The 26,469-nt window shown below is 55.2% G+C and carries 24 protein-coding genes; 19 read left to right on the forward strand and 5 right to left on the reverse strand.

Annotation, left to right across the window (positions count from 1 at the left end; all coding sequences use genetic code 11):
- Nucleotides 1–312 precede the first annotated feature (312 nt).
- From pabC to ptsG, 6 genes are all read left to right on the forward strand, one after another.
- The gene (gene pabC / locus L3068_RS08550; RefSeq protein WP_023332703.1) at nucleotides 313–1,122 is read left to right on the forward strand and encodes an aminodeoxychorismate lyase; all 810 of its coding nucleotides are present in this window, start codon (nucleotides 313–315) and stop codon (nucleotides 1,120–1,122) included.
- A 1-nt stretch (nucleotide 1,123) separates the two neighbouring features.
- Nucleotides 1,124–2,146: a cell division protein YceG gene (gene yceG / locus L3068_RS08555; RefSeq protein WP_023332704.1), complete on the forward strand. Its 1,023-nt coding sequence runs from the start codon at nucleotides 1,124–1,126 to the stop codon at nucleotides 2,144–2,146.
- Nucleotides 2,136–2,777 (forward strand): dTMP kinase, encoded by a 642-nt coding sequence (gene tmk, locus L3068_RS08560; protein ID WP_045269414.1) that lies wholly within the window; start codon nucleotides 2,136–2,138, stop codon nucleotides 2,775–2,777. Before yceG ends, tmk begins: the two co-directional genes overlap by 11 nt.
- Nucleotides 2,774–3,778, forward strand: coding sequence for a DNA polymerase III subunit delta' (gene holB, locus L3068_RS08565; RefSeq protein ID WP_014883389.1), 1,005 nt, complete (start codon nucleotides 2,774–2,776; stop codon nucleotides 3,776–3,778). The genes tmk and holB overlap by 4 nt, the downstream gene beginning before the upstream one ends.
- A gap of 10 nt (nucleotides 3,779–3,788) precedes the next feature.
- Nucleotides 3,789–4,583: a metal-dependent hydrolase gene (locus L3068_RS08570; protein WP_023332705.1), complete on the forward strand. Its 795-nt coding sequence runs from the start codon at nucleotides 3,789–3,791 to the stop codon at nucleotides 4,581–4,583.
- A 297-nt stretch (nucleotides 4,584–4,880) separates the two neighbouring features.
- Nucleotides 4,881–6,314, forward strand: coding sequence for a PTS glucose transporter subunit IIBC (gene ptsG, locus L3068_RS08575; RefSeq protein WP_014883391.1), 1,434 nt, complete (start codon nucleotides 4,881–4,883; stop codon nucleotides 6,312–6,314).
- A 98-nt stretch (nucleotides 6,315–6,412) separates the two neighbouring features.
- Here ptsG and fhuE read toward each other — a convergent pair whose 3' ends face one another.
- Nucleotides 6,413–8,602 (reverse strand): ferric-rhodotorulic acid/ferric-coprogen receptor FhuE, encoded by a 2,190-nt coding sequence (gene fhuE, locus L3068_RS08580; RefSeq protein WP_117581388.1) that lies wholly within the window; start codon nucleotides 8,600–8,602, stop codon nucleotides 6,413–6,415.
- Nucleotides 8,603–8,952: 350 nt separating this feature from the next.
- Between fhuE and hinT the strand changes: the two genes are divergently transcribed.
- The 8 genes from hinT (at nucleotide 8,953) to L3068_RS08620 (ending at nucleotide 15,040) form a co-directional block, all read left to right on the forward strand.
- Complete coding sequence (hinT, locus tag L3068_RS08585) at nucleotides 8,953–9,312, forward strand: purine nucleoside phosphoramidase (RefSeq protein WP_008500786.1); 360 nt, start codon at nucleotides 8,953–8,955, stop codon at nucleotides 9,310–9,312.
- Between the two features lies 1 nt (nucleotide 9,313).
- The gene (locus tag L3068_RS08590; RefSeq protein ID WP_023332707.1) at nucleotides 9,314–9,688 is read left to right on the forward strand and encodes a YcfL family putative periplasmic lipoprotein; all 375 of its coding nucleotides are present in this window, start codon (nucleotides 9,314–9,316) and stop codon (nucleotides 9,686–9,688) included.
- A 10-nt stretch (nucleotides 9,689–9,698) separates the two neighbouring features.
- The gene (gene lpoB / locus L3068_RS08595) at nucleotides 9,699–10,346 is read left to right on the forward strand and encodes a penicillin-binding protein activator LpoB (RefSeq protein WP_014883395.1); all 648 of its coding nucleotides are present in this window, start codon (nucleotides 9,699–9,701) and stop codon (nucleotides 10,344–10,346) included.
- Nucleotides 10,327–11,151 carry a thiamine kinase gene (thiK, locus tag L3068_RS08600; protein ID WP_050862962.1) on the forward strand — a complete coding sequence of 275 codons (825 nt, stop codon included), beginning with the start codon at nucleotides 10,327–10,329 and terminating at the stop codon, nucleotides 11,149–11,151. The genes lpoB and thiK overlap by 20 nt, the downstream gene beginning before the upstream one ends.
- A gap of 11 nt (nucleotides 11,152–11,162) precedes the next feature.
- Complete coding sequence (nagZ, locus tag L3068_RS08605) at nucleotides 11,163–12,188, forward strand: beta-N-acetylhexosaminidase (protein WP_045282245.1); 1,026 nt, start codon at nucleotides 11,163–11,165, stop codon at nucleotides 12,186–12,188.
- A gap of 34 nt (nucleotides 12,189–12,222) precedes the next feature.
- Nucleotides 12,223–12,765, forward strand: coding sequence for an alpha/beta hydrolase YcfP (gene ycfP, locus L3068_RS08610; RefSeq protein WP_014883398.1), 543 nt, complete (start codon nucleotides 12,223–12,225; stop codon nucleotides 12,763–12,765).
- A 237-nt stretch (nucleotides 12,766–13,002) separates the two neighbouring features.
- Nucleotides 13,003–14,307, forward strand: coding sequence for an NAD(P)/FAD-dependent oxidoreductase (locus L3068_RS08615; protein ID WP_117581390.1), 1,305 nt, complete (start codon nucleotides 13,003–13,005; stop codon nucleotides 14,305–14,307).
- 193 nt (nucleotides 14,308–14,500) lie between these two features.
- A complete protein-coding gene (locus L3068_RS08620) occupies nucleotides 14,501–15,040 on the forward strand; it encodes a glycine zipper 2TM domain-containing protein (RefSeq protein ID WP_008500779.1) in 540 nt (179 codons plus the stop codon).
- Nucleotides 15,041–15,099: 59 nt separating this feature from the next.
- Here L3068_RS08620 and comR read toward each other — a convergent pair whose 3' ends face one another.
- Nucleotides 15,100–15,735 (reverse strand): TetR family copper-responsive transcriptional repressor ComR, encoded by a 636-nt coding sequence (gene comR / locus L3068_RS08625; RefSeq protein WP_014883400.1) that lies wholly within the window; start codon nucleotides 15,733–15,735, stop codon nucleotides 15,100–15,102.
- Between the two features lie 244 nt (nucleotides 15,736–15,979).
- On the opposite strand from comR, the gene bhsA reads away from it, so the two are divergent.
- Nucleotides 15,980–16,237: a multiple stress resistance protein BhsA gene (bhsA, locus tag L3068_RS08630; protein ID WP_023332711.1), complete on the forward strand. Its 258-nt coding sequence runs from the start codon at nucleotides 15,980–15,982 to the stop codon at nucleotides 16,235–16,237.
- Between the two features lie 73 nt (nucleotides 16,238–16,310).
- Here the strand turns inward: bhsA and ldtC are convergent, their stop codons facing one another.
- From ldtC to L3068_RS08645, 3 genes are all read right to left on the reverse strand, one after another.
- Nucleotides 16,311–17,276, reverse strand: a complete 966-nt coding sequence (ldtC, locus tag L3068_RS08635) for a L,D-transpeptidase LdtC (protein WP_117581392.1) — start codon at nucleotides 17,274–17,276, stop codon at nucleotides 16,311–16,313.
- Nucleotides 17,277–17,424: 148 nt separating this feature from the next.
- Nucleotides 17,425–20,871 carry a transcription-repair coupling factor gene (gene mfd / locus L3068_RS08640; protein WP_023337098.1) on the reverse strand — a complete coding sequence of 1,149 codons (3,447 nt, stop codon included), beginning with the start codon at nucleotides 20,869–20,871 and terminating at the stop codon, nucleotides 17,425–17,427.
- 150 nt (nucleotides 20,872–21,021) lie between these two features.
- Entirely contained in the window at nucleotides 21,022–22,095 is a 1,074-nt protein-coding gene (locus tag L3068_RS08645) for an acyltransferase family protein (RefSeq protein WP_014883404.1), read from the reverse strand.
- Between the two features lie 258 nt (nucleotides 22,096–22,353).
- On the opposite strand from L3068_RS08645, the gene lolC reads away from it, so the two are divergent.
- The 4 genes from lolC to nagK are packed head-to-tail and all read left to right on the forward strand — an operon-like array spanning nucleotide 22,354 to nucleotide 26,456.
- Nucleotides 22,354–23,553 carry a lipoprotein-releasing ABC transporter permease subunit LolC gene (gene lolC, locus L3068_RS08650; RefSeq protein ID WP_014883405.1) on the forward strand — a complete coding sequence of 400 codons (1,200 nt, stop codon included), beginning with the start codon at nucleotides 22,354–22,356 and terminating at the stop codon, nucleotides 23,551–23,553.
- Nucleotides 23,546–24,247 (forward strand): lipoprotein-releasing ABC transporter ATP-binding protein LolD, encoded by a 702-nt coding sequence (gene lolD / locus L3068_RS08655; protein ID WP_045269419.1) that lies wholly within the window; start codon nucleotides 23,546–23,548, stop codon nucleotides 24,245–24,247. Before lolC ends, lolD begins: the two co-directional genes overlap by 8 nt.
- A complete protein-coding gene (gene lolE / locus L3068_RS08660; protein ID WP_014883407.1) occupies nucleotides 24,247–25,491 on the forward strand; it encodes a lipoprotein-releasing ABC transporter permease subunit LolE in 1,245 nt (414 codons plus the stop codon). Before lolD ends, lolE begins: the two co-directional genes overlap by 1 nt.
- Before the next feature lie 53 nt (nucleotides 25,492–25,544).
- On the forward strand, nucleotides 25,545–26,456 hold the full coding sequence (gene nagK / locus L3068_RS08665) for an N-acetylglucosamine kinase (protein WP_023337102.1): 912 nt from the start codon (nucleotides 25,545–25,547) through the stop codon (nucleotides 26,454–26,456).
- The last annotated feature ends 13 nt before the right edge of the window (nucleotides 26,457–26,469 follow it).

The following is a 26,469-nucleotide window of genomic DNA, read 5'->3' on the forward strand; positions in this document are numbered from 1 at the left end:
TTTCAGCAAGAAACATTGTCTTGTGTTTTTAAAACTATCTTGCGCACTTGGGTATTCACATGGGGGATTATATCTATGTGCTAAAATATGAACTATAAACTATATCTAATGAGTGTTTTTAATTTAACTTTAATAATCCTCTCCGTGAATAATATTTCATTTATTCATTAATAGATGAATAGCATTTCTCTCATGTATACAGGCGTAGGCGCGCCCAACCTTCCTGTGCTTTTTTACATTTATTCGAAGATAACAGACTTGCGATATCCTCTTTCACCTGCCACCCTAGTCAGGTATTTATATGGAGGGTGAATGTATCTAATTAATGGTGAGTTACAAAAAAAGTTAGATGTGAACGATCGTAGCGTTCAGTTTGGGGATGGTTGTTTTACCACTGCTCGAATTAGCGGCGGCGTTGTTTCACTTTTCAGCCACCATCTGACACGTTTGCAGACGGCCTGCACAAGGTTGGCTATCCCGTTTGATGCATGGGAAACCCTTGCTGCGGAAATGCGGGATATGGCGCAAAAAAAGGGTGACGGCGTGTTAAAGGTCGTTATCACGCGTGGAGCTGGCGGTCGCGGCTATAGCCCCGCAGGCTGTCAGCAACCGGTGCGCATCCTGAGCGTTTCTGAATATCCTACGCATTACGCACGCTGGAAAGAAACCGGCGTAACGCTTGCTCTCAGCCCGATCCCCTTGGGTCGCAACCCTTATCTTGCAGGAATGAAGCACCTCAACCGCCTTGAGCAGGTGCTGATTCGTTCTCATCTTGAGCAGACGGATGCCGATGAAGCCCTTGTCCTTGACAGCGATGGGTGGCTTACGGAATGCTGTGCCGCAAATCTGTTCTGGCGCTGTGGGCAGGATGTCTTTACCCCACGCCTCGATCAGGCGGGCGTAAACGGCATTATGCGGCAGTTTATTATCGCCCAACTGGCACTGACCGCGTATCGCGTTGTCGAAGTGAATGCGCCGCTAACGGCGCTCGCGCAGGCTGATGAAGTGCTTATCTGTAACGCGCTAATGCCGGTTGTCCCCGTACAGCGCTACGCAGAGCGAGAGTGGCCCGCGCGCGAACTTTACCACTATTTAGCCCCAATTTGTGAGTCGTCCGATTAGCATGATGAAACTGTTACGCCTTGTTCTGTTACTGTTGGTTGTCCTCGGCGCTGCCGCCGGCGTCGGTGTATGGAAAGTTTTCCAACTGGCGGACAGTAAGATCCTCATTAAAGACGAGACGATTTTTACCCTTAAAGCCGGTACCGGGCGGATGGCGCTGGGCGAACAGCTTTACAGCGATAAAATCATCAACCGCCCGCGCGTGTTCCAGTGGTTACTGCGTATCGAGCCGGAACTGTCTCACTTCAAGGCCGGTACCTATCGTTTTACGCCCGGCATGACCGTCAGGGAGATGCTGCAGCTGCTGGAAAGTGGCAAAGAAGCGCAGTTCCCGCTGCGTTTTGTCGAAGGGATGCGACTGAGCGATTACCTGAAACAGCTGCGTGATGCGCCCTATATCAAGCACACTCTGAAAGATGATCGTTACGAGACGGTCGCCGGGGTGCTGAAATTTGAGCATCCTGAGTGGGTGGAAGGCTGGTTCTGGCCGGACACCTGGATGTACACCGCGGGCACGACGGATGTCGCAATTCTTAAACGGGCGCACAAAAAGATGGTCGCGGCAGTCGATTCCGCCTGGGAAGGGCGTATGGAAGGGCTGCCCTATAAAGATCAAAACCAGTTCGTGACCATGGCTTCGATCATCGAGAAAGAGACTGCCGTTGCTGCCGAGCGCGATCGGGTCGCGTCGGTATTTATCAACCGTCTTCGCATTGGCATGCGTCTGCAAACCGACCCTACCGTTATTTACGGCATGGGCGAGCGCTACAGCGGAAAGATTTCGAGGAAAGATCTCGAGACGCCAACGGCGTATAATACCTACGTCATTAACGGCCTGCCGCCGGGCCCGATTGCAACGCCGAGCGAGGCGTCGCTTAAAGCCGCCGCGCATCCGGCCAAAACACCGTATCTCTATTTTGTGGCTGACGGAAAAGGGGGGCACACCTTTAACACCAACCTTGTCAGTCATAATCGCTCTGTTCAGGACTATCTGAAGGCACTTAAGGAAAAAAATGCGCAGTAAATACATTGTCATTGAGGGACTCGAAGGCGCGGGGAAAACCACCGCTCGCGACGTAGTGGTGGAAACGCTGAACGCGCTTGGCGTCACTGACATGGTCTTCACCCGAGAGCCAGGCGGCACTCAGCTGGCTGAGAAACTGCGCAGCCTGGTGCTGGATATCAAATCTGTTGGTGACGAAGTTATCACTGACAAAGCCGAAGTGCTGATGTTCTATGCGGCGCGCGTCCAGCTGGTTGAGACGGTGATTAAACCCGCTCTGGCCAATGGCAAGTGGGTGATCGGCGACCGTCACGATCTGTCCACTCAGGCGTATCAGGGCGGGGGACGCGGTATTGACCAGACAATGCTGGCAACGCTGCGTAATGCCGTACTGGGTGATTTTCGCCCGGACCTGACGCTCTATCTGGATGTCACTCCGGAAGTGGGCCTCAAACGCGCCCGCGCGCGCGGCGAGCTGGATCGCATTGAACAAGAGTCCTTTGATTTCTTTAACCGCACCCGCGCACGCTATCTTGAGCTGGCCGCGCAGGACAGCTCAATTCGTACCATCGATGCGACGCAATCGCTGGAAGACGTCACGCAAGACATCCAGCAGACCGTTACGCAGTGGCTACAGGAGCAGCAGGCATGAAATGGTATCCATGGTTGCGCCCGCACTTTGAACAGCTGATCAACAGCTATCAGGCCGGTCGGGGGCATCATGCGTTACTGATTCAGGCATTGCCGGGGATGGGGGATGATGCGTTAATTTACGCCATTACCCGTTTCCTGATGTGCCAGCAGCCTGAAGGGCACAAAAGCTGCGGGAAATGCCGTGGCTGCCAGCTGATGCAGGCGGGCACGCATCCTGACTATTACACGCTGGCGCCTGAGAAGGGTAAAAGCGCGCTCGGTATTGATGCCGTGCGTGAAGTCAGTGAAAAACTGTACGAACATGCGCGGCTGGGCGGGGCGAAAGTCGTCTGGCTCAACGACGCTGCGTTACTGACCGAGGCGGCGGCTAACGCGCTGCTCAAAACGCTGGAAGAGCCGCCGGAGAAAACATGGTTCTTCCTCTCATGCCGTGATCCGGGCCGATTGCTGGCAACGTTGCGCAGCCGCTGTCGTCTTCATCACCTTGCGGTGCCCCAGGAATCATGGTCCTTGAGCTGGCTAGAACGCGAGGTGACAACGTCACAGGAAAGTGCGCTCTCTGCGCTTCGCCTGAGCAGCGGCGCGCCCGCAGCGGCGCTGGCATTACTGCAACCCGACGTCTGGTCGCAGCGAGAAACGCTCTGTAAGGCCGTCGAGGCTTCGCTCAACAGCCAGGACTGGTTGAGCTTGCTGCCTGCACTGAATAGCGATCGGGCCGTTGAGCGTTTGCACTGGCTGGCGTCCTTACTTTTGGATGCGCTAAAGCTCCAGCAGCGGGCAACGCTACTGACAAACCCGGACGCGTGGCCACTGGTGAACCTGCTGGCGAGCCGCCTTTCAGGAACGTCCTTGCACGCTATCCTTCATGATATCTGCGAAAGCCGGGAACAGCTTTTAACCGTAACGGGTCTTAATCGCGAGCTGTTACTGACCGACCAGTTACTGCGTATTGAACATTACCTGCAACCAGGCGTTACGCCGCCTGTTTCCCATCTCTGAGAGAGACATTATGTTTTTAGTCGACTCACACTGCCATCTTGATGGCCTGGATTATCAATCCCTTCACAATGACGTGGATGACGTGCTGGCAAAAGCCGCTGCCCGCGATGTGAAATTTTGTCTTGCCGTGGCGACGACGTTGCCGGGGTACCGCGCCATGCGTGAGCTGGTGGGCGTTCGCGATAACGTGGTGTTCTCCTGCGGCGTGCATCCGCTGAACCAGGATGAAGCGTACGATGTTGATGAGTTACGCCGACTGGCTGCGGAAGAGGGCGTCGTGGCGATGGGTGAAACCGGGCTGGACTATTTTTACACGCCGGAAACGAAACCGCGCCAGCAGGAATCCTTCCGCAACCATATCCGCATTGGCCGCGAGCTGAATAAACCGGTCATCGTGCATACCCGTGATGCACGCGCCGATACGCTGGCGATCCTCCAGGAAGAAAAGGTGACGGATTGCGGTGGCGTACTACACTGTTTCACAGAAGACAGAGAAACGGCGGGTAAACTGCTTGATCTAGGGTTTTATATTTCGTTTTCCGGGATCGTGACGTTCCGTAATGCAGAGCAGCTGCGTGATGCTGCGCGTTATGTTCCGCTCGACCGCATTCTGGTAGAAACAGACTCTCCGTATCTGGCACCGGTACCGCATCGCGGGAAAGAGAACCAGCCAGCCATGACGCGAGACGTTGCGGAATACATGGCCGTGCTTAAAGGCGTCAGCATCGAAGAGCTGGCCCGCGTCACGACGGAAAACTTCTCTGCGCTGTTCCATATCGACCCCGCCCGCCTGCAATCTGTCTGATACACCTGTTTTTTTTAGGCTCGTAATTAATAAACAAAACGAGTAAAGTTCACCGCCTCATTTGGGGCGGTGAGGATGTATTTAGACACATCCAGACATGCTTTTTGTAAATAACTGCAAGTTTTTCGTCCGTCTTAAGCTGAAACGTGATAGCCGTCAAACAATCCCAGAGGGAATTATTTTACTCTGTGTAATAAATAAAGGGCGCTTAGATGTCCTGTCCACGGCACGGTACTCCCCCCGGGCCAATGCGTGAAAGCGTAAAAAAAGCACAAATACTCAGGAGCACTCTCAATTATGTTTAAGAATGCATTTGCTAACCTGCAAAAGGTCGGTAAATCGCTGATGCTGCCAGTATCCGTACTGCCTATCGCAGGTATCCTGCTGGGTGTCGGTTCTGCAAACTTCAGCTGGCTGCCAGCCGTAGTTTCCCATGTGATGGCCGAAGCAGGCGGTTCCGTCTTTGCTAACATGCCTCTGATCTTCGCGATCGGTGTGGCGCTGGGCTTCACCAATAACGACGGCGTTTCTGCGCTGGCTGCAGTGGTTGCCTACGGCATCATGGTGAAAACCATGGCTGTGGTTGCGCCTCTGGTTCTGCATTTACCGGCAGAAGAGATTGCCGCGAAACACCTGGCAGACACCGGTGTTCTGGGCGGTATCATCTCCGGTGCGATTGCAGCGTATATGTTTAACCGCTTCTATCGCATCAAGCTGCCTGAGTATCTGGGCTTCTTCGCGGGCAAGCGTTTCGTTCCGATCATCTCTGGTCTGGCAGCGATTTTCACTGGCGTGATCCTGTCCTTCATCTGGCCACCAATCGGTTCCGCGATCCAGACCTTCTCTCAGTGGGCTGCTTACCAGAACCCGGTTGTGGCGTTTGGTATCTACGGCTTCATCGAGCGTTGCCTGGTGCCATTCGGTCTGCACCACATCTGGAACGTTCCATTCCAGATGCAAATTGGTGAATTCACCAACGCAGCGGGCCAGGTATTCCACGGTGATATCCCACGTTACATGGCAGGTGATCCAACTGCAGGCAAACTGTCTGGTGGCTTCCTGTTCAAAATGTACGGCCTGCCGGCTGCTGCGATTGCAATCTGGCACTCTGCTAAACCAGAGAACCGTGCAAAAGTGGGCGGTATCATGATCTCCGCAGCGCTGACCTCGTTCCTGACCGGTATCACCGAGCCGATCGAGTTCTCCTTCATGTTCGTTGCGCCGATCCTGTACGTTATCCACGCGATTCTGGCGGGTCTGGCGTTCCCAATCTGTATCCTGCTGGGTATGCGTGACGGTACGTCCTTCTCTCACGGTCTGATCGACTTTATCGTTCTGTCCGGTAACAGCAGCAAACTGTGGCTGTTCCCAATCGTGGGTGCGTGCTATGCCGTTGTCTACTACACCATCTTCCGCGTGCTGATCAAAGCACTGGACCTGAAAACCCCAGGCCGTGAAGATGCAACTGAAGACAGCAAAGCAGGTGTGACCAGCGAAATGGCTCCGGCCCTGGTTGCAGCGTTCGGTGGCAAAGAGAACATCACTAACCTGGACGCGTGTATCACTCGTCTGCGTGTGAGCGTTGCCGATGTTGCGAAAGTAGACCAGCCGGGTCTGAAAAAACTGGGCGCAGCGGGCGTGGTTGTTGCAGGTTCTGGTGTTCAGGCAATCTTCGGTACGAAATCCGATAACCTGAAAACCGAAATGGATGAGTACATCCGCAACAGCTAAGCTGTGAGCAGGGGAGACTAAGGCAGCCGAATGGCTGCCTTTTTTATTGCTGCGGTTTGTTGTGCCGGGTAAGGCGCAGCCGCCACCCGGCTAAACACTCAGAAGTCGTAGCTCGCGCTCACCGAGACGTTCAACGGCGCGCCGTAAACCACATAAGAGCCGACGTAATCGTAATACTCTTTGTCAAACAGGTTGTTGACGTTAGCCTGGACGGCAAACTCTTTGGTGACCTGATAACGGCTGAACAGGTTAACCAGCCCGTAACTGCCTTGCTCTGCACGTGATTGTCCCGCCGGGCCGCCGTCCACATCCGTCCACACCTTATTCTGCCAGTTTACGCCACCGCCCACGGTCAGTTCTGGCAGCATTGGCAGTTGATAACGGGTAAACAGCTTCATGGTTGTGCGCGGCTGATCGGAGCTGACTGCGTTGCCGTTTTTATCTTCAGCAATGTAGCGGGTTGCGCCGAACGTTAGCTGCCAGTTATCCGTCAGCGCGCCGTTAAGCTCGAACTCAATCCCTTTGCTCACCACACCGTCCAGCGATTCATAAATGGATTCACCGCTCGGCATGTAGGTATAAGTGTTGCTCGCCACGTTATCCTGTTCAATGCGGAAAATTGCCAGCGAGGTGGTCAGGCGGGTATTGAACCAGTCCGCTTTCACACCGGCTTCATAGCTTTTACCCGTGGTTGGGTCGAGGTAACGACCACTGGCATTACGCTTGTCCTGAGGCTGGAAGATTGAGGTATAGCTGACGTAAGTCGACCAGTCTTCATTAATGTCGTAGACCAGGCCCGCGTAAGGCGTGACGTCATCTTTGGTACTTTCCAGACGGGTGTCCGGAGAGCCCGCCGGGTTATAGCGAATGTTATAGTTGGTATAGCGCGCCCCGAGGATCAGGTGCAGCGGATCGGCCAGCGAGAAGCGGGCGGAAGTATAGGCCGATGACTGACGGATGTCGTCCTGGCTGTAGAGCGTCCATGGCGTCCACTGAGGATCGGCAATATCCCCGTTCCAGTTTTTGAAATTACCCACGTCGACCATGCCGTATAACGTATCCGGCATCCTATTGTCATAATGGTTGCGCTGGCGGCTGAAGCTGCCGCCAAACATCATTTCGTGCTGACGGCCAAAGAGATCGAATCCGCCGCGCAGGAAGGCATCAACCGCATCCTGTTTGCGCTCGCCTTTGTTCCAGCCACCATAGCCCACCATGCCTGCACCGGTCGCTTGATCGGGATAGCCGGACATATACATCAGTTTGCTGTCGAAATTCGTATCAGCATGCATGCCGTTGATGTGGGCTTCCCAGCCGTTGTCAAAGCGCTGAGTCAGGTTGGCGTAAATGCGGGTGTTATCTTTATCCGAATATGCCCACTTTGGCGCTACGGTCTGGCTATGATCGTAATGGGTTTTACTCCCGTCGCTGTTCCAGGTTGGCAATCCGCCCCAGGTCGGATCCTCGGTGTTGCTTTCCTGGTATTCATAGCCGACAGAAAGGGTCGTGCTGTCGGTCACATCTGCATCCACCACGCCGTAGAGGAATTTTTTACGGTAGTGGTAGTTATCAACAAAGCTGTCGTTATCCTGATAGCCCGTAATCAGGCGGCCGCGTATCTTGCCGGACTCCACCAGCGGCGCCTGCAGATCCAGCACGTAGCGCTGTTTATCCCAGCTGCCGTAGCTGGCACTGACATTACCTTTGAATTCATTGCTGTCTGCATGTTTGCGCACCATATTGACATAGGCCGCCGGGTTTCCCGTCCCGGACATCAGGCCGGTTGCGCCGCGTACCACTTCGATACGGTCATAAATCGCGGTATCGGCGGCAGTATCGCCGAAGTTCCACACTTCGCTGATGGAGGTCGGCAGGTCATCGTACGCATAGTTACTCACGAAGAATCCGCGTGAGTAAAATACGGTACGGTCGCTGTCCTGAACCTGCGCCGTCACGCCAGTGGTATTGGTTAACACCTGACCGATAGACTGCAGGTTTTGATCCGCCATGCGCTGCTGGCTGATGACGCTGACGGACTGCGGAATATCGCGAGGCACGAGGAGCAGTTTGGTCCCGGTGGTGGTGGTCTTGACGCTGTAGTCCCGATCCTGCCCGTCGGACAAGGCTGGCGCGTTATCGAAACCGCCATCAACCACAACGGTATCTTCGTCTGTGGAGGCGGCAAAACTCACGGCTGGCATCAATGCCATAGCAATACAGGCTGCCAGCAACGAAGGCGTTGCGACAGGCTGACGTTGCCCATCCCTGGTATGATGATTGAAAGACATGATCAAACCCTTAAGAACGGTGAAGGTTGGTAGCATCAGTCCCGCGATCGCGGTCTGACGTCGTTTTCTATGTTAAAAATGCGCATGAAAATGCAAATGCGAAATATACGCATTGCCATTAATGCTGTAAACAGATGTGTCGAGCGGAACTGAAATAATGTTTCAGCCAGTGAATACGCCTGAGCGGTCACTCTTCATTCAGCTGATGAAGATTCAGGAAAGAATTCGGGGGAGAAGGTTGAAAGGACAGGAGAAACTCGCTCATACTCTTGGATTGTGTCACACAGTCTTCCCGAGAGTGTGTTATCAGCGGACGCACCACGCCAGATTTAACAAAAAAGGAAAAGGTCATGGCTGAAGAAACGATTTTCAGTAAAATTATCCGTCGCGAAATCCCCTCGGATATCGTCTATCAGGATGAACTGGTGACGGCTTTCCGGGACATTTCCCCCCAGGCACCGACACACGTCCTTATCATTCCCAATATTCTGATTCCGACCGTAAATGACGTAAAAACCGAGCACGAAGTGGCGTTAGGTCGTATGCTGACGGTGGCGGCGAAAATTGCCGAGCAGGAAGGCATAGCGGAAGACGGTTACCGTCTGATCATGAACTGTAATCGTCATGGCGGCCAGGAAGTTTATCATATTCACATGCATCTGCTGGGTGGACGTCCTCTGGGGCCGATGCTGGCACACAAAGGTCTTTGACATGTTTAAAGGGCGTATTGCAGCGCTGGTAATGACGATGATGATTGTGGGATGCAGCACGCGCCCGGCGATCCCCGTGAGCGATGAACAGACGCTGGTGATGGAGTCCTCCGTGCTGGCGGCGGGTATTACGGCGCAACAGCCCGCGTTAACGGTCAGTGAAATTAAGTCTTCAGCCTCCTCTGCGCTCTTTAACGAACGAAATGAACCCGTGACGGTCCACTACCGTTTTTTCTGGTATGACGTAAGAGGTCTTGAAATGCATCCGCTGGAGGCGCCGCGCAGCGTCACCCTTCCGGCGAGGTCGTCGGTAACGATCTATGACAGCGCCAGCTATTTGGGTGCACATAAGGTAAGACTTTATCTTTATCTGTAAGGGGTGAACTTTGATTAAAAATTTGAGCCGTTATGCGCTCGTGACCGCTTTCGCTCTGTTTCTGGCAGGGTGTGTGACCCGTACTGAACAGCCTGCACCTGTAGAAGAGGCTAAACCGGGTACTGAGCAGCCGACAACGCCAACGGAGCCACAGCCAACCGTGCCGTCTGTACCGTCTATTCCGTCCCAGCCCGGTCCAATTGAGCACCCGGACCAGACGTCACAGCCTACGCCGCGCGTGCGCCATTATGACTGGAACGGTGCAATGCAACCGATGGTCGGTAAAATGCTGCAGGCACAGGGCGTGACGGCAGGCGGCGTGCTGCTGGTCGACAGCGTTAACAACCGTACTAACGGTTCGCTGAACGCGGGCGAAGCGACGGAAACCCTGCGCAATGCCCTGGCGAACAACGGCAAGTTTACGCTGGTCTCTGCTCAGCAGCTCGCGGTGGCCAAACAGCAACTCGGCCTGTCGCCGCAGGATAGCCTCGGCACCCGCAGCAAGGCGATTGGGATTGCCCGCAACGTTGGCGCCCAGTATGTGCTGTACTCTAATGCGACCGGCAACGTGAATACCCCAGCCCTGCAGATGCAGCTGATGCTGGTTCAGACAGGCGAAATTATCTGGTCAGGTAAAGGTGCGGTTACGCAACAATGACAGCACGCGTGATGCGATCCTGACGCGCTATTTTCCGCAGTACCGCCTTATCGCGCCGCAGGCCCACTCCGGGCTTGGCGGCGCGAGTTGTATTCTGGAGCAGGGCGCGCACCGTCTGGTCTTACGACATAATCACGATCCCTTCGCGCCCGCTTTCCATTTTCGTCGTCAGTTTCGTGCCCTCAGACGTCTTCCGTCGGATCTCGTGCCGGAACCCCGTTTTTTCCGACAGGGCTGGATGGCCGTCGACTATCTTGAGGGCGAGGTGAAAAGCGCGCTGCCGGACACCCCGGAGCTCGCGGCGATGCTGTATCATCTGCACCAGCAACAGCGTCTGGGGTGGCGAATCGCGTTACTTCCGCTGCTTGAGCACTACTGGCAGCAAGCCTCCCCGAAAAGACGTACCCCAGTCTGGCTTGCGCATCTCAAACGGCTGCGTAAAGCGGGCGAGCCGCAACCGATTCGGCTCTCACCGTTACATATGGATGTACACGCCGGGAACATTGTGCATACGTCAGGAGGAGCCAGACTTATTGACTGGGAATATGCCGGAGACGGCGATGTGGCGCTGGAGCTGGCCGCGGTCTGGACGGAAAGTGACGCCGCGCGGCTGACGCTCATCAGAGAGTATGCCAGAGTAGCGCATATTGACGCCGACGCGCTGGCTCGGCAGGTGAGACGCTGGCGACCCTGGGTCATTATGCTGATGGCGGGCTGGTTTGAAATTCGCCTTCAGCAGTCCAGAGATAAACAATTTATTGCGCTGGCAAACGATGCCTGGCGTCAGTTACAAACGAAAGGATAAGAGAGGTGAGTGTGGGTCCAGTCATGTTGAATGTTGAAGGGTTTGAGCTGGATGCGGAGGAGCGTGACATTCTGGCGCATCCGCTGGTTGGCGGCCTGATCCTGTTTACCCGCAACTATCACGATCCGGCGCAGTTGCGTGAACTGGTGCGTCAGATCCGCGCGGCATCGCGCAATCATCTGGTGGTGGCCGTCGATCAGGAAGGTGGACGCGTGCAGCGTTTTCGCGACGGTTTTACCCGTTTGCCGGCTGCCCAGTCTTTTGCCGCGCTGCTCGGTACGGAAGAGGGGGGCAAACTGGCGCAGGAAGCGGGCTGGCTGATGGCCTGCGAGATGATAGCCATGGATATCGATATCAGTTTTGCCCCGGTACTTGATGTGGGCCATATCAGCGCCGCTATTGGCGAGCGCTCATACCATGAAGATCCGCGTATTGCGCTGGCAATGGCGACCCGATTTATCGACGGGATGCACGATGCAGGTATGAAAACCACCGGCAAACACTTCCCGGGCCACGGGGCCGTGACGGCGGATTCCCACAAAGAGACCCCGCGCGATCCGCGCCCGGAAGCGGAAATTCGTGCCAAAGATATGTCGGTGTTCCGTTCACTTATCACCGATAACAAACTTGACGCTATCATGCCTGCCCACGTGATTTACAGCGACGTCGACCCGCGGCCGGCCAGTGGCTCTCCGCACTGGCTGAAAACCGTATTGCGCCAGGAGCTGGGTTTCAATGGCGTGATTTTCTCCGACGATTTGTCGATGGAAGGGGCGGCAATTATGGGCAGCTATGCAGAACGCGGTCAGGCGTCGCTGGACGCAGGTTGCGATATGATCCTGGTCTGCAATAATCGTAAAGGGGCTGTTAGCGTGCTGGATAACCTGTCGCCGATCAATGCAGAGCGTGTTACACAATTGTATCATAAAGGTTCATTTAGCCGTCAGGATCTGATGGATTCGGCGCGCTGGAAGACGGTCAACGCCCGGCTTGAAGACCTGAATGAGCGCTGGCAGGCGCACAAAGCCAGCCTGTAATCCCTCCCGGAAGGCGTAGCATGGTGAGAAGACAATGATCATCTATTTACACGGTTTTGACTCAAACAGTCCAGGTAATCATGAGAAGGTGTTGCAGCTGCAGTTTATCGATCCCGATGTCCGGTTGATCAGCTACAGCACGCGCCATCCGAAGCATGATATGCAGCATCTGCTCAAAGAAGTGGACAAGATGCTGCAGCTTAATATCGACGATCGCCCGCTGATTTGCGGCGTGGGCCTGGGTGGCTACTGGGCAGAGCGGATTGGTTTTCTGTGCGACATTCGCCAGGTTGTATTTAATCCTAACCTTTTCCCGAATGAGAACATGGAAGGCAAAATTGACCGCCCGGAAGAGTACGTCGATATTGCCACCAAGTGCGTCAGTAATTTTCGCGATAAAAACCGCGACCGGTGTCTGGTGATCCTTTCGCGTAATGATGAGGCGCTCAACAGCCACCGGGCTGCGGAGCTTCTGCATCATTACTATGAGATTGTCTGGGATGAAGAACAGACCCATAAGTTCAAGAACATCTCCCCACATCTGCAGCGCATAAAAGCCTTTAAAACGCTGGGCTAAGTCACAGTCAGTCACCTCCGGAACCCGGTCGCTAATGCGTACCGGGTTTCTTTTTGTCCAGAATTGTCTACTTTTAAGCCATCAAAACTTGATGCATATCAATTTTGGTATGACCAATGCGCCTGACGTGGTATTCTCAATTCACCTGAATGGTTTCAGTGCTGTAACCTGTTGTTAATTAAGGGTTATTTTTATAACTTTTAATTAACAATTGGTTAATAATTTGAGGGGGTCACGTTGACTACGCCATTGAAAAAGATAGTGATTGTAGGCGGTGGTGCTGGCGGGCTGGAGCTGGCCACACAGTTGGGTAAGAAGCTGGGTCGTGGTAAAAAAGCCAAAATCACGCTGGTGGATCGTAACCACAGTCACCTGTGGAAACCGTTGCTGCACGAAGTGGCGACCGGATCGCTGGATGAGGGCGTGGATGCGCTGAGCTATCTGGCGCACGCACGCAATCACCATTTCCAGTTCCAGCTGGGTTCCGTGGTGGATATCAACCGTGAAAGCAAAACCATCACCCTGGCAGAACTGCGTGATGAAAAAGGCGAGCTGCTGGTTCCTGAACGCAAACTGGCGTATGACACGCTGGTAATGGCGCTGGGCAGTACCTCTAACGATTTCAACACGCCGGGCGTGAAAGAGCACTGTATCTTCCTTGATAACCCGCACCAGGCACGTCGTTTCCATCAGGAGATGCTGAACCTGTTCCTGAAGTACACCAATAACATGGGTGCGAATGGCAAGGTTAACATTGCAATTGTCGGCGGCGGGGCAACGGGGGTAGAGCTCTCTGCTGAGCTGCACAATGCGGTGAAACAGCTGCACAGCTACGGCTATAAAGGGTTAACAAACGACGCGCTGAACGTCACGCTGGTCGAAGCCGGTGAACGCATCCTCCCGGCGCTGCCTCCGCGTATCTCCGGTGCGGCGCACAATGAACTCACCAAACTGGGTGTGCGGGTGCTGACACAGACGATGGTGACAAGCGCCGACGAAGGCGGTCTGCACACCAAAGACGGTGAGTACATCAAAGCGGATCTGATGGTCTGGGCGGCAGGTATCAAAGCACCTGATTTTATGAAAGATATCGGTGGTCTGGAAACGAACCGCATTAACCAGCTGGTGACGGAGCCAACGCTGCAAACCACGCGCGACCCGGAAATCTTTGCAATTGGCGACTGTGCTTCCTGCGCGCGCCCTGAAGGTGGCTTCGTGCCGCCGCGTGCTCAGGCTGCGCACCAGATGGCAAGCCTGGTGCTGCATAATATTCTGGCGCAGTACAAAGGCAAACCGATGAAGACGTATGCCTATAAAGACCACGGCTCTCTGGTATCGCTGTCCAACTTCTCAACCGTCGGTAGCCTGATGGGTAACCTGATGCGTGGCTCAATGATGGTAGAAGGGCGCATAGCACGCTTTGTCTATATTTCACTGTACCGTATGCACCAGATCGCACTGCACGGCTACTTCAAAACGGGTCTGATGATGCTGGTGGGCAGAATCAACCGCGTCATCCGTCCGCGTCTTAAACTCCACTAATCTTTCACTCCCTCCGGGCCCTCCGGAGGGAGTTTTTAGCATATCATGCTGCCCGTCATGGATTAGGTGCTTAAGAGTTCTCCTAAACATGATATATCCCTCTCCAGTGTCCACTTTTTGATCCTTTGTCTTATTGGCGAAGCCGTGGCTTCATTGCAAAATTGTTACCAATAGCAACAAAGGAGGAAGTCCCGTGAATAAATCTATGTTGGCGGGTATAGGGATTGGTGTCGCAGCGGCGTTAGGTGTGGCTGCTGTTGCCAGTCTCAACGTATTAGATCGCGGCCCGCAGTATGCGCAGGTGGTTTCTGCTACTCCCATTAAAGAAACCGTAAAAACCCCTCGTCAGGAGTGCCGTAACGTCTCCGTGACCCACCGTCGTCCGGTACAGGATGAAAACCGTATTGCCGGCTCTGTTCTGGGTGCGGTAGCGGGTGGGGTAATTGGTCACCAGTTTGGCGGTGGCCGGGGTAAAGATGTCGCGACCGTCGTTGGTGCGCTGGGTGGCGGCTATGCCGGCAACCAGGTGCAGGGTGCGATGCAGGATAACGATACTTACACCACGACTCAGCAGCGTTGTAAAACCGTCTATGACAAGTCGGAAAAAATGCTGGGTTATGACGTCACCTACAAAATTGGCGATCAGCAGGGCAAAATCCGTATGGATAAAGACCCAGGAACGCAAATCCCACTGGATGGAAATGGCCAGCTGGTACTGAATAACAAAGTGTAAAAAAGATGTTCTCTGAACTTAGCTCCTCAAGCGCTCAGGCTGAGGAGCTTTTTTTTACCTCAAATTTTGAGGAGTTCAGGCCACAAGCGTAGTGTGGTTTCGGTTATATTCTGCAGTTTTTCCAGCGTCGCGCCTTCACGCGCGCTGATCGACATACCCTGCAAAATACAGCTCAGGTACTGCGCCAGCATCTGCGGCTGACAATGCGCGGGAATTTCACCGCGCTGCTGGCGTTGAGCCAGAAATGCGCTGAGCGTCTCTTCCTGCATGGCATGACGCGATTTCACCGTATTGGCGATCTCTTTCGACGCTGCCGCCAGGGTGGCGGAGGTGTTAATCATAAAGCAGCCCGCGGGCGTATCTTTGCTGGTGAAGCAGGTGGCAACGGCGGTGAAGTAATCCCGTAGCGCCTGTTCAACGCTTTTCTCTTCACAAAACAGCTGGGCTTCGTGTTTCGCTGCAAAGCGCGAAATGTATCGGTCCAGCACTGCCCTGAACAGCCCCTCTTTGTTGGTAAATTCAGCATAGAGCGTCGGTGCTTTGGCGCCGGTGGCTTCTACCAGATCGGAAAGCGAGGTCGCTTCATACCCATGTTGCCAGAAGAGAGTCATGGCCTTATCAAGCGCTGCATCCCTGTCAAACACTTTTGGTCGGCCACGGCTTTTCTTCGCACAACTCGTGACGTCGGTTGTCATTTGCCGTTGGTCCTCTGTTGATTTGTTGAATAACCATTATAAAAATAAACGCAACCCATCACCAGTGCAGAATGCTTAAAAATAAATTAATCATATATGTATGAAAATTAAAGACTTTAAAAATTAATTAATGCTCGTTATAAAATTATGTTGACGCGTGAGCTGGATCACATTTATGATTTACCTATCGATCGTTAACTAAATCGCTAACGACCTCCAAATTCATCTGCCAAAGGTAAACATCATGAAAAACGTAAAAACCCTCATCGCTGCAGCCGTACTGAGTTCACTTTCTTTCGCAAGCTTTGCTGCTGTACAAGTTCAGTCAACGCCAGCCGATCAGCATAAAGTCGGGACGATCTCTGCGTCTGCCGGGACTAACCTGGGTTCACTGGAAGATCAGCTGGCACAAAAAGCGGAAGCAATGGGTGCAAAATCCTACCGCATCACCTCTGTGACCGGTCCTAACACGCTGCACGGCACGGCTGTCATCTACAAATAAGCCGGGCATAAACCCTCATTTATGCCACTGCAATAAAAAACGCCCTGCTAAGCAGGGCGTTTTACGTTCTGTTTTACATCGACTGCTGAACGATATCGTGATGCCGGGTGACATCGGTCGGCATGCCTGACCGGGCCTCTATCGCACGTTCCATCACCTGGCTCTCGGTATTCGCATTCGTTTTAAAGCTCACCATCGCAGCATTCAGGTTAATGGGTAACGTCTGCGGATCGTCGCCGATATTTTTTGAAAGCGGCTGGTGAATTTCGACCAGCCGTACGCCGCCCGGCTCCTCAGAGACTTTAATCGGTGTGTTGATAATATTCACTTTAGTCCCCGGCGTAACGACGTTGAACAGCGTTTTGATATCGTCATCGCGCAGACGAATACAGCCGGAGCTGACGCGCATGCCGATGCCAAAGTCGGCATTCGTTCCGTGCAGCAGGTAAACCCCACCGTATGCCGCCAGGCGGATCGCGTGGTGCCCCATTGGGTTATCCGGGCCAGCCGGAACAACCGCGGGAAGATCGATGCCCTGGGCTTTATAACGGGCGCGAATGTTGGCCGTTGGCGTCCAGGTTGGATTCGCCCGTTTATCCGAGACGGTCGTCACCATCGTCGGTGTCAGGGTGTCGCCGCCCAGTTGACCGATACCGATAGGGTAGACGGTCACTTCATTTTTACCCGGCGGATAATAATAGAGACGTAACTCAGCCAGGTTTATGACGATCCCCTCGCGCGGGGCATCCGGCAGGAGAGTTTGTAACGGGATCGTCAGTACGCTGCCCGCGCGCGGGACATACGGATCGACGCCGGGGTTCGCCTGCAGCAGAGCCAGAAAACCGACGTTATATTTTTTGGCAATGGCTTCCAGTGAACCGCCATTATTTTCAACCACATGAAAGCGGTTTTCCCCGACCAGCTTGCTGCCAGGCGGTGGAAGAGGCCAGGTGTTTGCGCGAGCGGGAAGTGCAACCGCGACGGCGGCAGCCAGCGTAAACAGGGTTATCGAGCGGGTAAAACGCGAAGAGGTCATCATCACCATAATCCATATAAATGATAAGGTTATTGTTTTATAAGGTGTTAATGATAATTATGGCGAAAGGGTGTGTCGGGAAGATCGGGTGAAGTGCAAAGAGTTTGTAAATTGTCCCCCCGGCAGCACTGGCTAACGGGGGGAGGTCAGATTACGCGACCGCGTTCTCTTCGAGCTGCCGCATAAAGTTACGCACCCAGTCCATACGGGTTTTGCGATCCGCCAGCTCCTGGGTAAATTTCAGACGGGTTGGCCCATCCAGGCGGAAATACTGCGGCTGTTTTTGCAGCAGGCCAATCAGCCACATCGGGTTGACGTGGTTCTTCTCGGCGAATTCAATGACGCCGCCTTTTTCATTACCTTCAAGTTTGCGGATCCCCAGCTTCTGCGCCTGCTGGCGCAGCCGCGCGATATCCAGCAGATTTCTCGCCGCATCGGGCAGCAGGCCAAAGCGGTCAATCAGTTCCACTTTGATCTCTTCCAGCTCATTTTCATTCTTCGCGCTGGCAATGCGTTTGTAGAATGACAGGCGGGTATTCACATCAGGAATGAAATCATCCGGCAGCAGGGACGGCATACGCAACTCGACCTCGGTCTGCTGGCTGGTGAGATCTTCCAGCGACGGCTCGCGTCCGGCCTTCAGGGCATCAACCGCGTTTTCCAGCAGCTCCATATAGAGCGAGAAGCCGATGGTTTCCATGGAGCCGCTCTGATCCTCGCCCAGCAGTTCGCCGGCACCACGGATCTCAAGATCGTGCGTGGCCAGCGCAAAGCCTGCACCGAGGTCTTCCAGCGAGGCGATGGCTTCCAGACGCTTTTGCGCGTCGGTGGTCATCGCTTTCGGATGCGGGGTCAACAGCCAGGCGTAAGCCTGATGATGCGAACGCCCGACGCGACCGCGCAGCTGATGAAGCTGCGCCAGACCAAAGTGATCCGCACGCTCAATAATGATGGTATTCGCCGTCGGGATATCAATGCCGGTTTCAATGATGGTGGTACACACCAGTACGTTAAAGCGCTGGTGGTGGAAGTCGTTCATCACCCGCTCCAGCTCGCGCTCGCGCATCTGCCCGTGGCCGATGGCAATACGCGCTTCCGGTACCAGTTCGGCCAGCCTGTCCGCGGCTTTCTGGATATTTTCAACGTCGTTATAAAGATAATAAACCTGGCCCCCGCGCAGTACCTCACGCAGGATCGCCTCGCGTACCACCAGATTATCGTACTCGCGGACAAAGGTTTTCACCGCCAGACGACGCGCCGGTGGTGTGGCGATAATCGACAGATCGCGCATGCCGCTCATCGCCATGTTCAGCGTACGCGGAATTGGCGTTGCGGTCAGGGTCAGAATATCGACGTCGGCGCGCATCGCTTTGATCCGCTCTTTGTGACGCACCCCGAAGCGGTGCTCTTCGTCGACGATCAGCAGCCCCAGATCTTTCCACTTCACGTCGCTTTGCAACAGCTTGTGCGTACCGATCAGAATATCGATTTTGCCTTCGCTTGCCTGTTCGAGGATCTGCGTCTGCTCTTTGGTGCTGCGAAAACGTGACAGCATCTCAATGCGCACCGGCCAGTTGGCGAAACGGTCGCGGAAGTTGTCGAAGTGCTGCTGGGCGAGCAGGGTGGTCGGCACCAGCACCGCCACCTGCTTGTTGTTTTCAACCGCCAGGAAGGCGGCGCGCATCGCCACTTCGGTTTTGCCGAAGCCGACGTCGCCGCAGACTAAGCGGTCCATCGCCAGCGGCTGGCACATGTCGCTCAATACGGCGTTGATGGCCTGGGCCTGATCCGGCGTGGTTTCAAACGGGAAGCTGTCGCAGAACAGCTGGTACTGCTCTTTATCATGCTTAAAGGCGAAGCCCTCTTTGGCCGCGCGCTGGGCGTAGATATCCAGCAGCTCGGCCGCCACGTCGCGTACTTTCTCCGCCGCTTTCTGGCGCGCGCGAGCCCAGGCATCGCCGCCCAGTTTGTGCAGCGGGGCGTTATCCTCCGCGCCACCCGCGTATCGGCTGATCAGATGCAGGGATGACACCGGAACATACAGTTTGGCGTCGTTGGCGTAGGTCAGCATCAGGTATTCACCTTTGATGCCGCCGGCTTCCAGCGTGGTCATTCCCTGATAGCGCCCAACGCCATGCTCCAGGTGAACAATCGGCTGGCCCGGATGCAGTTCGGCCAGGTTACGGATCAGCGTGTCCGGGTTAATGGTTCGACGGCTGTCCTGACGGCGCCGCGCGACGCGCTCACCCAGCAGATCGCTTTCGCAAATCAGCGCCAGGTTGTTGAGCGTATCAATAAACCCGTGTTCGGCGGCACCAATCATCAGATAACGGCCGTTTCCGGCCGCGTCGCTCAGGCGCTGAATGCGTTTCGGCGCAACTTTTATTCGACCCAGCAGCTCGCCGAGTGCTTCGCGGCGGCCTTCACTCTCAACGGAGAACACCACCGGGCCGGTAAAGGACTCCAGGAACTTGCGCAGATTATCCAGCGGCGATTTCTGCTGCGCCTGAACGGCCAGGTCCGGCAGCGTCCGGAAGGCGAGGTTGGTGTTGGCGGCCTTATCGGCAAGCGAATCGGTTTTGAGCTGGATCCGCGGCCAGCGCTTCAGCTCCGCATTGAGTTCGTCGGTACGCAGCCACAGCGCTTCCGGCGGCAGCAGCGGACGCATCGGGTCAACGCCCCGATTTTCGAAGCGGGCGCGGGTTTCGCTTTCGAAACGGCTGGCGCTGGCGTCGATATCGCCGGTGTTCACAATCAGCGTATTTGCCGGGAAGTAGCTGAACAGGGCAGGCAGCGGCTCGTTAAAGAACAACGGCTGCCAGTATTCGATCCCGGCCGGGAGCGTGCCTTTGCTGACCTGCTGATAGATGTGCTCGGCATCACGCTTGACGTCGAACTTATCGCGCCACTGGCTGCGGAACAGTTCGATGGCAGTTTTGTCCGTCGGGAATTCATGCGCGGGCAGTAAGTTAATGGACTCTACTTCCTCTAGCGTGCGCTGGGTGTCGGCGTCGAACACGCGCAGGCTGTCGATTTCATCATCGAAGAAATCGAGACGATACGGCTGGTCGCTGCCCATGGGATAAAGGTCAAGCAACGCGCCACGGGTTGCGTATTCCCCGTGCTCCATCACCTGATCGACATGACGATAGCCGGCACCGTCAAGCTGCTCGCGCAGGGCATCACGGGACAGGCGCTGGCCTTTTTTCATCACCAGCGCATGACCATGCAGATAGCTGTGCGGACAGACGCGCTGCATCAGGGTATTTACCGGCACAATCAGCACACCGCGCTGCATGGTCGGCAACTGGTAGAGCGTCGACAGGCGCGAGGAGATGATCTCCTGATGCGGAGAGAAGCTGTCATACGGCAGCGTTTCCCAGTCGGCCAGGCTGAACACCAGGCTATCGGTGAACTGGCGGATTTCGTCGTGCAGGCGCAGGGCATTTTGCATATCCGGGGCAACAAGCACCACCGGGCCGGGGTGTCGCTCAGCAATTTCTGCCACCAGCGTGGCGCACGCCGCGCCCGTAAGTTCACCCAACTGGCGCTGGTCGCCCGCTTTGACAGGCAAGGAATAACGATAGTGTTCAGGCATGGCTATGTCAGAGTCTCTTATGGATATACCAACAGTATTGGGGCATATCACTGATACGCAATGTCTTTATTATCCTCGATCGTTTTACATAAGCAAATTGTAACCGCACGGGGTGACTTTCCGCCCCCAAAACGGGGGGCGGAGAAGGCATTAGCGGGGGGACGGTGACAGGGAGAGCGTTGACGGAGGAGAGAAGAAAAGATCGCCAAACAGCGCGGTGGAGAGTTTGCGCACCCCGAGCCCGGCAAGGGTGCAGATAAGCAGGCTGGCAAACGGATAGACCAGAATTAAGCCCAGCTCTGCCCAGACCGGCCAGTATGCGGCATTCATCTCGCCAATCAGGAACAGGCTGAAGGCCTCAATGAGGATGCGGTGGGTGGTATAGATCGCAATGGTGTTGGAGCCAATCACGTTCAGCAGATTGTTGGGATGCACGGCGTAACGCTGCTCAATACTGTAGAAAAGCTTCATGATCAACACAATCGACAGCAGGGAAAGCAGGAGAGGAACGTTAGCAAACCACAGCACCACGGAGACGGCGGCGAACGCGCCTGTCGCCAGCCACGTGCGGCGCAGGTTGAAACTTTTCATCCACGCCATCAGCTCTGCGCCATACCACGCTCCGAGGCTGTAGTAGATCATGTTGCGTACTACGCTGTTCATTCCCCACCACGGCAACGGCAGGAAGTTGATCGCGACGCTCGCCAGTGCCAGCAGCCCGAGCACCGGTAGCTTCCAGCGGCTCAGTAGTTTACACAGCGTGAAGTAGACGACCAGAGCATACAGATACCACAGGCTGGTGCTGGCGGTGAGCATACCGCGTACAAATCCTGAGAGGGAATCGGCGTAGGCCGCGTTCGAGGAGGTGGCAAGCTCACGATCGGGCGCCAGCCAGGCATTCAGGTGGGTCAATGCCTGCCATTGCAGAATCCCCCACAGGACCAGAACCCAGACAATGCTCCAGATCCGTTTGTCGAGACTGGTTCGCCAGTTCACCTCATCGATATAACGACGGATCAGATAGCCGGAGATAAAGAAGAATACCGGCATGCGGAATGGGGCGAGGTAGAGATTAAAATAGACCCAACATTTCGCGAGAAGGCCGGATAGCGGATGTTGCAGCCCGCTCAGGTGCGGATAAAAGGTGATGACCGAATGATAGATAACCACCAGGCAGATACACAGCCCTTTTATCTGGTTAATCCATAATGCTTTTTGCTTCATTGTTCGCGACTACCTTAAATTGCCATAAACGAACGAGCAATTGTTCTGAAATGAAACCGGGATGTAACGGGTAACAGTCTGTATCAGGAGGTTTTTCGGAAAAGGTGGAGGTTGCGAGGCGACAATTCAGACAATAGCACGCTGATTTATCTGAATTTTTCAGAAAAATGATTACCAAAGCTTACGGTTTCAGTCATTTACGCTTAACGGATTCGCTTATATACTCGTGGGTCTGCTATCAGCAAACAGACGGATTTCATGTATCAACCTGTCGCACTCTTCATAGGCTTACGTTACATGCGTGGGCGCGCCGCGGACCGCTTCGGTCGCTTTGTCTCCTGGCTTTCGACTATTGGCATTACGCTCGGCGTGATGGCACTGGTGACGGTCCTTTCCGTCATGAATGGCTTCGAGCGCGAGCTGCAAAACAACATCCTGGGGCTGATGCCGCAGGCCGTTCTCTCCTCCACCAACGGTTCGCTGAACCCGCAACAGCTGCCGGAAAGTGCGGCGAAGTTACAGGGGGTCACGCGCGTTGCGCCGTTAACAACCGGCGACGTGGTGCTGCAAAGCGCCCGCAGCGTGGCGGTCGGCGTCATGCTGGGTATTGACCCTGCACAAAACGATCCGCTGACGCCGTACCTGGTTAACGTGAAGCAGACCGATCTGGCCGCCGGAAAATACAACGTTATTCTGGGTGAGCAGCTTGCCGGCCAGCTTGGCGTCAACCGTGGCGACCAGCTGCGTGTGATGGTGCCCTCTGCCAGTCAGTTTACGCCGATGGGGCGCCTGCCAAGCCAGCGCCTGTTTAACGTAATTGGTACTTTTGCCGCCAACAGCGAAGTCGATGGTTATCAGATGCTGGTTAACATTCAGGATGCTTCGCGCCTGATGCGTTACCCGGCAGGGAACATCACGGGCTGGCGCCTGTGGCTCGACGCGCCGCTGAAGGTTGATACCCTCAGCCAGCAAAAACTGCCGGACGGCACCAAATGGCAGGACTGGCGCGAACGTAAAGGCGAACTGTTCCAGGCCGTGCGTATGGAAAAAAACATGATGGGGCTGCTGTTGAGCCTGATCGTGGCCGTGGCCGCTTTTAACATCATCACCTCGCTGGGTCTGATGGTGATGGAAAAGCAAGGCGAGGTCGCCATCCTGCAAACCCAGGGGCTCACGCCGCGCCAGATCATGGCGGTCTTTATGGTGCAGGGTGCCAGCGCCGGGATTATCGGCGCGCTGCTGGGGGCGGGGCTCGGCGCACTGCTTGCCAGCCAGCTTAATAATTTAATGCCGATCATCGGCGCGCTGCTTGATGGCGCGGCGCTGCCGGTGGCTATCGAGCCGCTGCAGGTTATCGGTATTGCGCTGGCCGCGATGGCCATTGCGCTGCTTTCGACGCTTTATCCTTCCTGGCGCGCTGCCGCCACTCAACCCGCTGAGGCTTTACGTTATGAATAAGATCCTGTTGCAATGCGACAACCTGTCCAAACGCTATCAGGAAGGCGCTGTGCAGACCGACGTGCTGCACAATGTGAGCTTTAGCGTGGGCGAAGGCGAGATGATGGCGATTGTCGGCAGCTCCGGCTCGGGCAAAAGTACGCTGCTGCACCTGCTGGGCGGGCTGGATACCCCAACCAACGGCGACGTGATTTTTTCCGGCCAGCCGATGAGCAAAATGTCCTCAGCGGCGAAGGCCGAGCTGCGTAATCGCGAGCTGGGCTTTATCTACCAGTTCCACCACCTGCTGCCGGATTTCACGGCGCTGGAAAACGTGGCGATGCCGTTGCTGATTGGCAAAAAGAAACCGGCAGAAATTAACGCCCGCGCCAGCGACATGCTGAACGCAGTAGGGCTGGGTCACCGTGGCAATCACCGTCCGTCGGAGCTTTCCGGCGGCGAACGTCAGCGCGTGGCCATTGCCCGTGCGTTGGTCAACAACCCGCGTCTGGTACTGGCGGATGAACCGACCGGTAACCTGGATGCGCGTAATGCGGACAGTATTTTCCAGCTTTTGGGTGAACTTAACGCCTCGCAGGGCACCGCGTTTCTGGTGGTCACCCACGATCTGCAGCTGGCAAAACGCATGGGGCGCCAGCTTGAAATGCGCGACGGTCATCTGAATGCAGAACTGACCCTGATGGGAGCGGAGTAATGGCTTCACCGTTATCGTTACTCATCGGGTTACGCTTTAGCCGCGGTCGCCGTCGCGGCGGCATGGTGTCGCTCATCTCCGTCATCTCGACCATCGGAATTGCGCTGGGCGTGGCGGTGTTGATTGTCGGCCTGAGCGCCATGAACGGCTTCGAGCGCGAACTGAATAACCGCATTCTGGCGGTGGTACCGCACGGGGAAATCGAGCCGGTTAACCAGCCCTGGACCCACTGGAGCGATGCGCTCAACAAAGTAGAGAAAGTCCCGGGCATCGCTGCTGCCGCGCCCTATATCAACTTTACCGGGCTGGTGGAGAGCGGGGTAAACCTGCGTGCCATCCAGGTGAAAGGGGTGAACCCCGCCCAGGAAGAACGCCTGAGCGCGTTGCCGAAATATGTGCAGAACGGCGCGTGGGCAAACTTTAAGGCCGGCGAGCAGCAGATCATCATGGGCAAAGGCGTTGCAGATGCCCTGAAGGTGAAGCAGGGCGACTGGGTGTCGATCATGATCCCGAACGCCAGCGCCGATCACAAATTGCAGCAGCCGAAACGCGTGCGCCTGCACGTCACCGGTATTCTTCAGCTGAGCGGTCAGCTTGACCATAGCTTTGCGATGGTGCCGATGGAAGATGCGCGGCAGTATCTCGACATGGGCGACAGCGTGACGGGCATTGCCATTAAGGTGAACGACGTCTTTAATGCCAACAAACTGGTACGCGACGCGGGCAGCGTGACCAATAACTATGTTTACATCAAAAGCTGGATCGGCACTTACGGGTATATGTACCGTGATATCCAGATGATCCGCGCGATTATGTATCTGGCGATGGTGCTGGTGATTGGCGTCGCGTGCTTTAATATCGTCTCGACGCTGGTGATGGCAGTCAAGGACAAGAGCGGTGACATTGCCGTGCTGAGAACGCTCGGGGCGAAAGACGGTCTTATTCGCGCCATCTTCGTCTGGTACGGTTTGCTGGCAGGATTGTTCGGTAGCCTGTGTGGCGTGGTGATTGGCGTGGTGGTTTCCCTGCAGTTGACGCCAATTATCAACGGCATTGAAAAGCTTATTGGTCACCAGTTCCTGTCGGGTGATATCTATTTTATTGACTTCCTGCCGTCTGAATTGCACTGGCTGGACGTTTTTTATGTGCTGGTTACAGCACTTTTACTGAGTCTGCTGGCAAGCTGGTATCCGGCGCGTCGCGCAAGCCGAATTGATCCGGCGAGGGTATTAAGTGGCCAGTAATTACGTCATGATCTAGCGGCTTTTGGGCCGCCAGGTCAAAAGAGGAATGCACTATGTATTATGGATTTGATATTGGCGGCACCAAGATTGCGCTCGGCGTATTTGATAAAGACCTCAGGCTGCAGTGGGAAACGCGCGTTCCCACGCCGCGCGAGAGCTACGACGAATTTTTAACCGCCATTGCCGCGCTGGTGGCGCAAGCAGATGAACGCTTTGGCGTCAAAGGCAGCGTCGGCATTGGTATTCCGGGCATGCCCGAAACCGACGACGGCACGCTGTATGCCGCCAACGTACCTGCTGCCAGCGGCAAACCGCTGCGCGCCGATCTCTCTGCCCGCCTTGAACGCGACGTGCGTTTAGATAACGATGCCAACTGTTTTGCGCTCTCTGAAGCCTGGGATGATGAATTCCGTCAGTATCCATTGGTCATGGGACTGATCCTCGGCACGGGCGTCGGCGGAGGGATCGTGATCAACGGTAAGCCCATCACCGGGCGTAGCTATATCACCGGTGAGTTCGGCCATATCCGCTTGCCGGTGGATGCCCTGGACGTTGTCGGGCGTGAGTTTCCGCTGACCCGCTGCGGCTGCGGCCAGCACGGCTGTATTGAGAACTACCTCTCCGGCCGCGGGTTTGCATGGCTTTACGAACACTTCTATCATCAGAAACTTGAGGCCCCTCAAATCATTACCTTGTGGGAGCAAGGGGATGCGCAGGCGCGTGAGCACGTTGAGCGCTATCTGGATCTGCTGGCGGTATGTCTGGGAAATATTCTCACTATCGTCGACCCGGATCTGCTGGTGATTGGGGGAGGGTTGTCAAACTTCACTGCGATTACGGAACAGTTGTCCGGGCGTTTGCCCCGACATTTATTGCCGGTTGCACGCGTGCCGCGTATTGAACGTGCGCGACACGGGGACGCAGGAGGCATGCGCGGAGCCGCATTCCTTCATCTCACCGATTAGTTTACGAGGTTTC

The sequence above is a fragment of the Enterobacter cloacae complex sp. ECL414 genome (assembly GCF_021869685.1).
GTDB lineage: Bacteria > Pseudomonadota > Gammaproteobacteria > Enterobacterales > Enterobacteriaceae > Enterobacter > Enterobacter kobei.

Coding starts and splice junctions, on each gene's coding strand:
- pabC (WP_023332703.1), top strand. CDS start 313: ATGTATCTAATTAATGGTGAGTTACAAAAAAAGTTAGATGTGAACGAT.
- yceG (WP_023332704.1), top strand. CDS start 1,124: ATGATGAAACTGTTACGCCTTGTTCTGTTACTGTTGGTTGTCCTCGGC.
- tmk (WP_045269414.1), top strand. CDS start 2,136: ATGCGCAGTAAATACATTGTCATTGAGGGACTCGAAGGCGCGGGGAAA.
- holB (WP_014883389.1), top strand. CDS start 2,774: ATGAAATGGTATCCATGGTTGCGCCCGCACTTTGAACAGCTGATCAAC.
- L3068_RS08570 (WP_023332705.1), top strand. CDS start 3,789: ATGTTTTTAGTCGACTCACACTGCCATCTTGATGGCCTGGATTATCAA.
- ptsG (WP_014883391.1), top strand. CDS start 4,881: ATGTTTAAGAATGCATTTGCTAACCTGCAAAAGGTCGGTAAATCGCTG.
- fhuE (WP_117581388.1), bottom strand. CDS start 8,602: ATGTCTTTCAATCATCATACCAGGGATGGGCAACGTCAGCCTGTCGCA.
- hinT (WP_008500786.1), top strand. CDS start 8,953: ATGGCTGAAGAAACGATTTTCAGTAAAATTATCCGTCGCGAAATCCCC.
- L3068_RS08590 (WP_023332707.1), top strand. CDS start 9,314: ATGTTTAAAGGGCGTATTGCAGCGCTGGTAATGACGATGATGATTGTG.
- ycfP (WP_014883398.1), top strand. CDS start 12,223: ATGATCATCTATTTACACGGTTTTGACTCAAACAGTCCAGGTAATCAT.
- comR (WP_014883400.1), bottom strand. CDS start 15,735: ATGACAACCGACGTCACGAGTTGTGCGAAGAAAAGCCGTGGCCGACCA.
- bhsA (WP_023332711.1), top strand. CDS start 15,980: ATGAAAAACGTAAAAACCCTCATCGCTGCAGCCGTACTGAGTTCACTT.
- ldtC (WP_117581392.1), bottom strand. CDS start 17,276: ATGATGACCTCTTCGCGTTTTACCCGCTCGATAACCCTGTTTACGCTG.
- mfd (WP_023337098.1), bottom strand. CDS start 20,871: ATGCCTGAACACTATCGTTATTCCTTGCCTGTCAAAGCGGGCGACCAG.
- L3068_RS08645 (WP_014883404.1), bottom strand. CDS start 22,095: ATGAAGCAAAAAGCATTATGGATTAACCAGATAAAAGGGCTGTGTATC.
- lolC (WP_014883405.1), top strand. CDS start 22,354: ATGTATCAACCTGTCGCACTCTTCATAGGCTTACGTTACATGCGTGGG.
- lolD (WP_045269419.1), top strand. CDS start 23,546: ATGAATAAGATCCTGTTGCAATGCGACAACCTGTCCAAACGCTATCAG.
- lolE (WP_014883407.1), top strand. CDS start 24,247: ATGGCTTCACCGTTATCGTTACTCATCGGGTTACGCTTTAGCCGCGGT.
- nagK (WP_023337102.1), top strand. CDS start 25,545: ATGTATTATGGATTTGATATTGGCGGCACCAAGATTGCGCTCGGCGTA.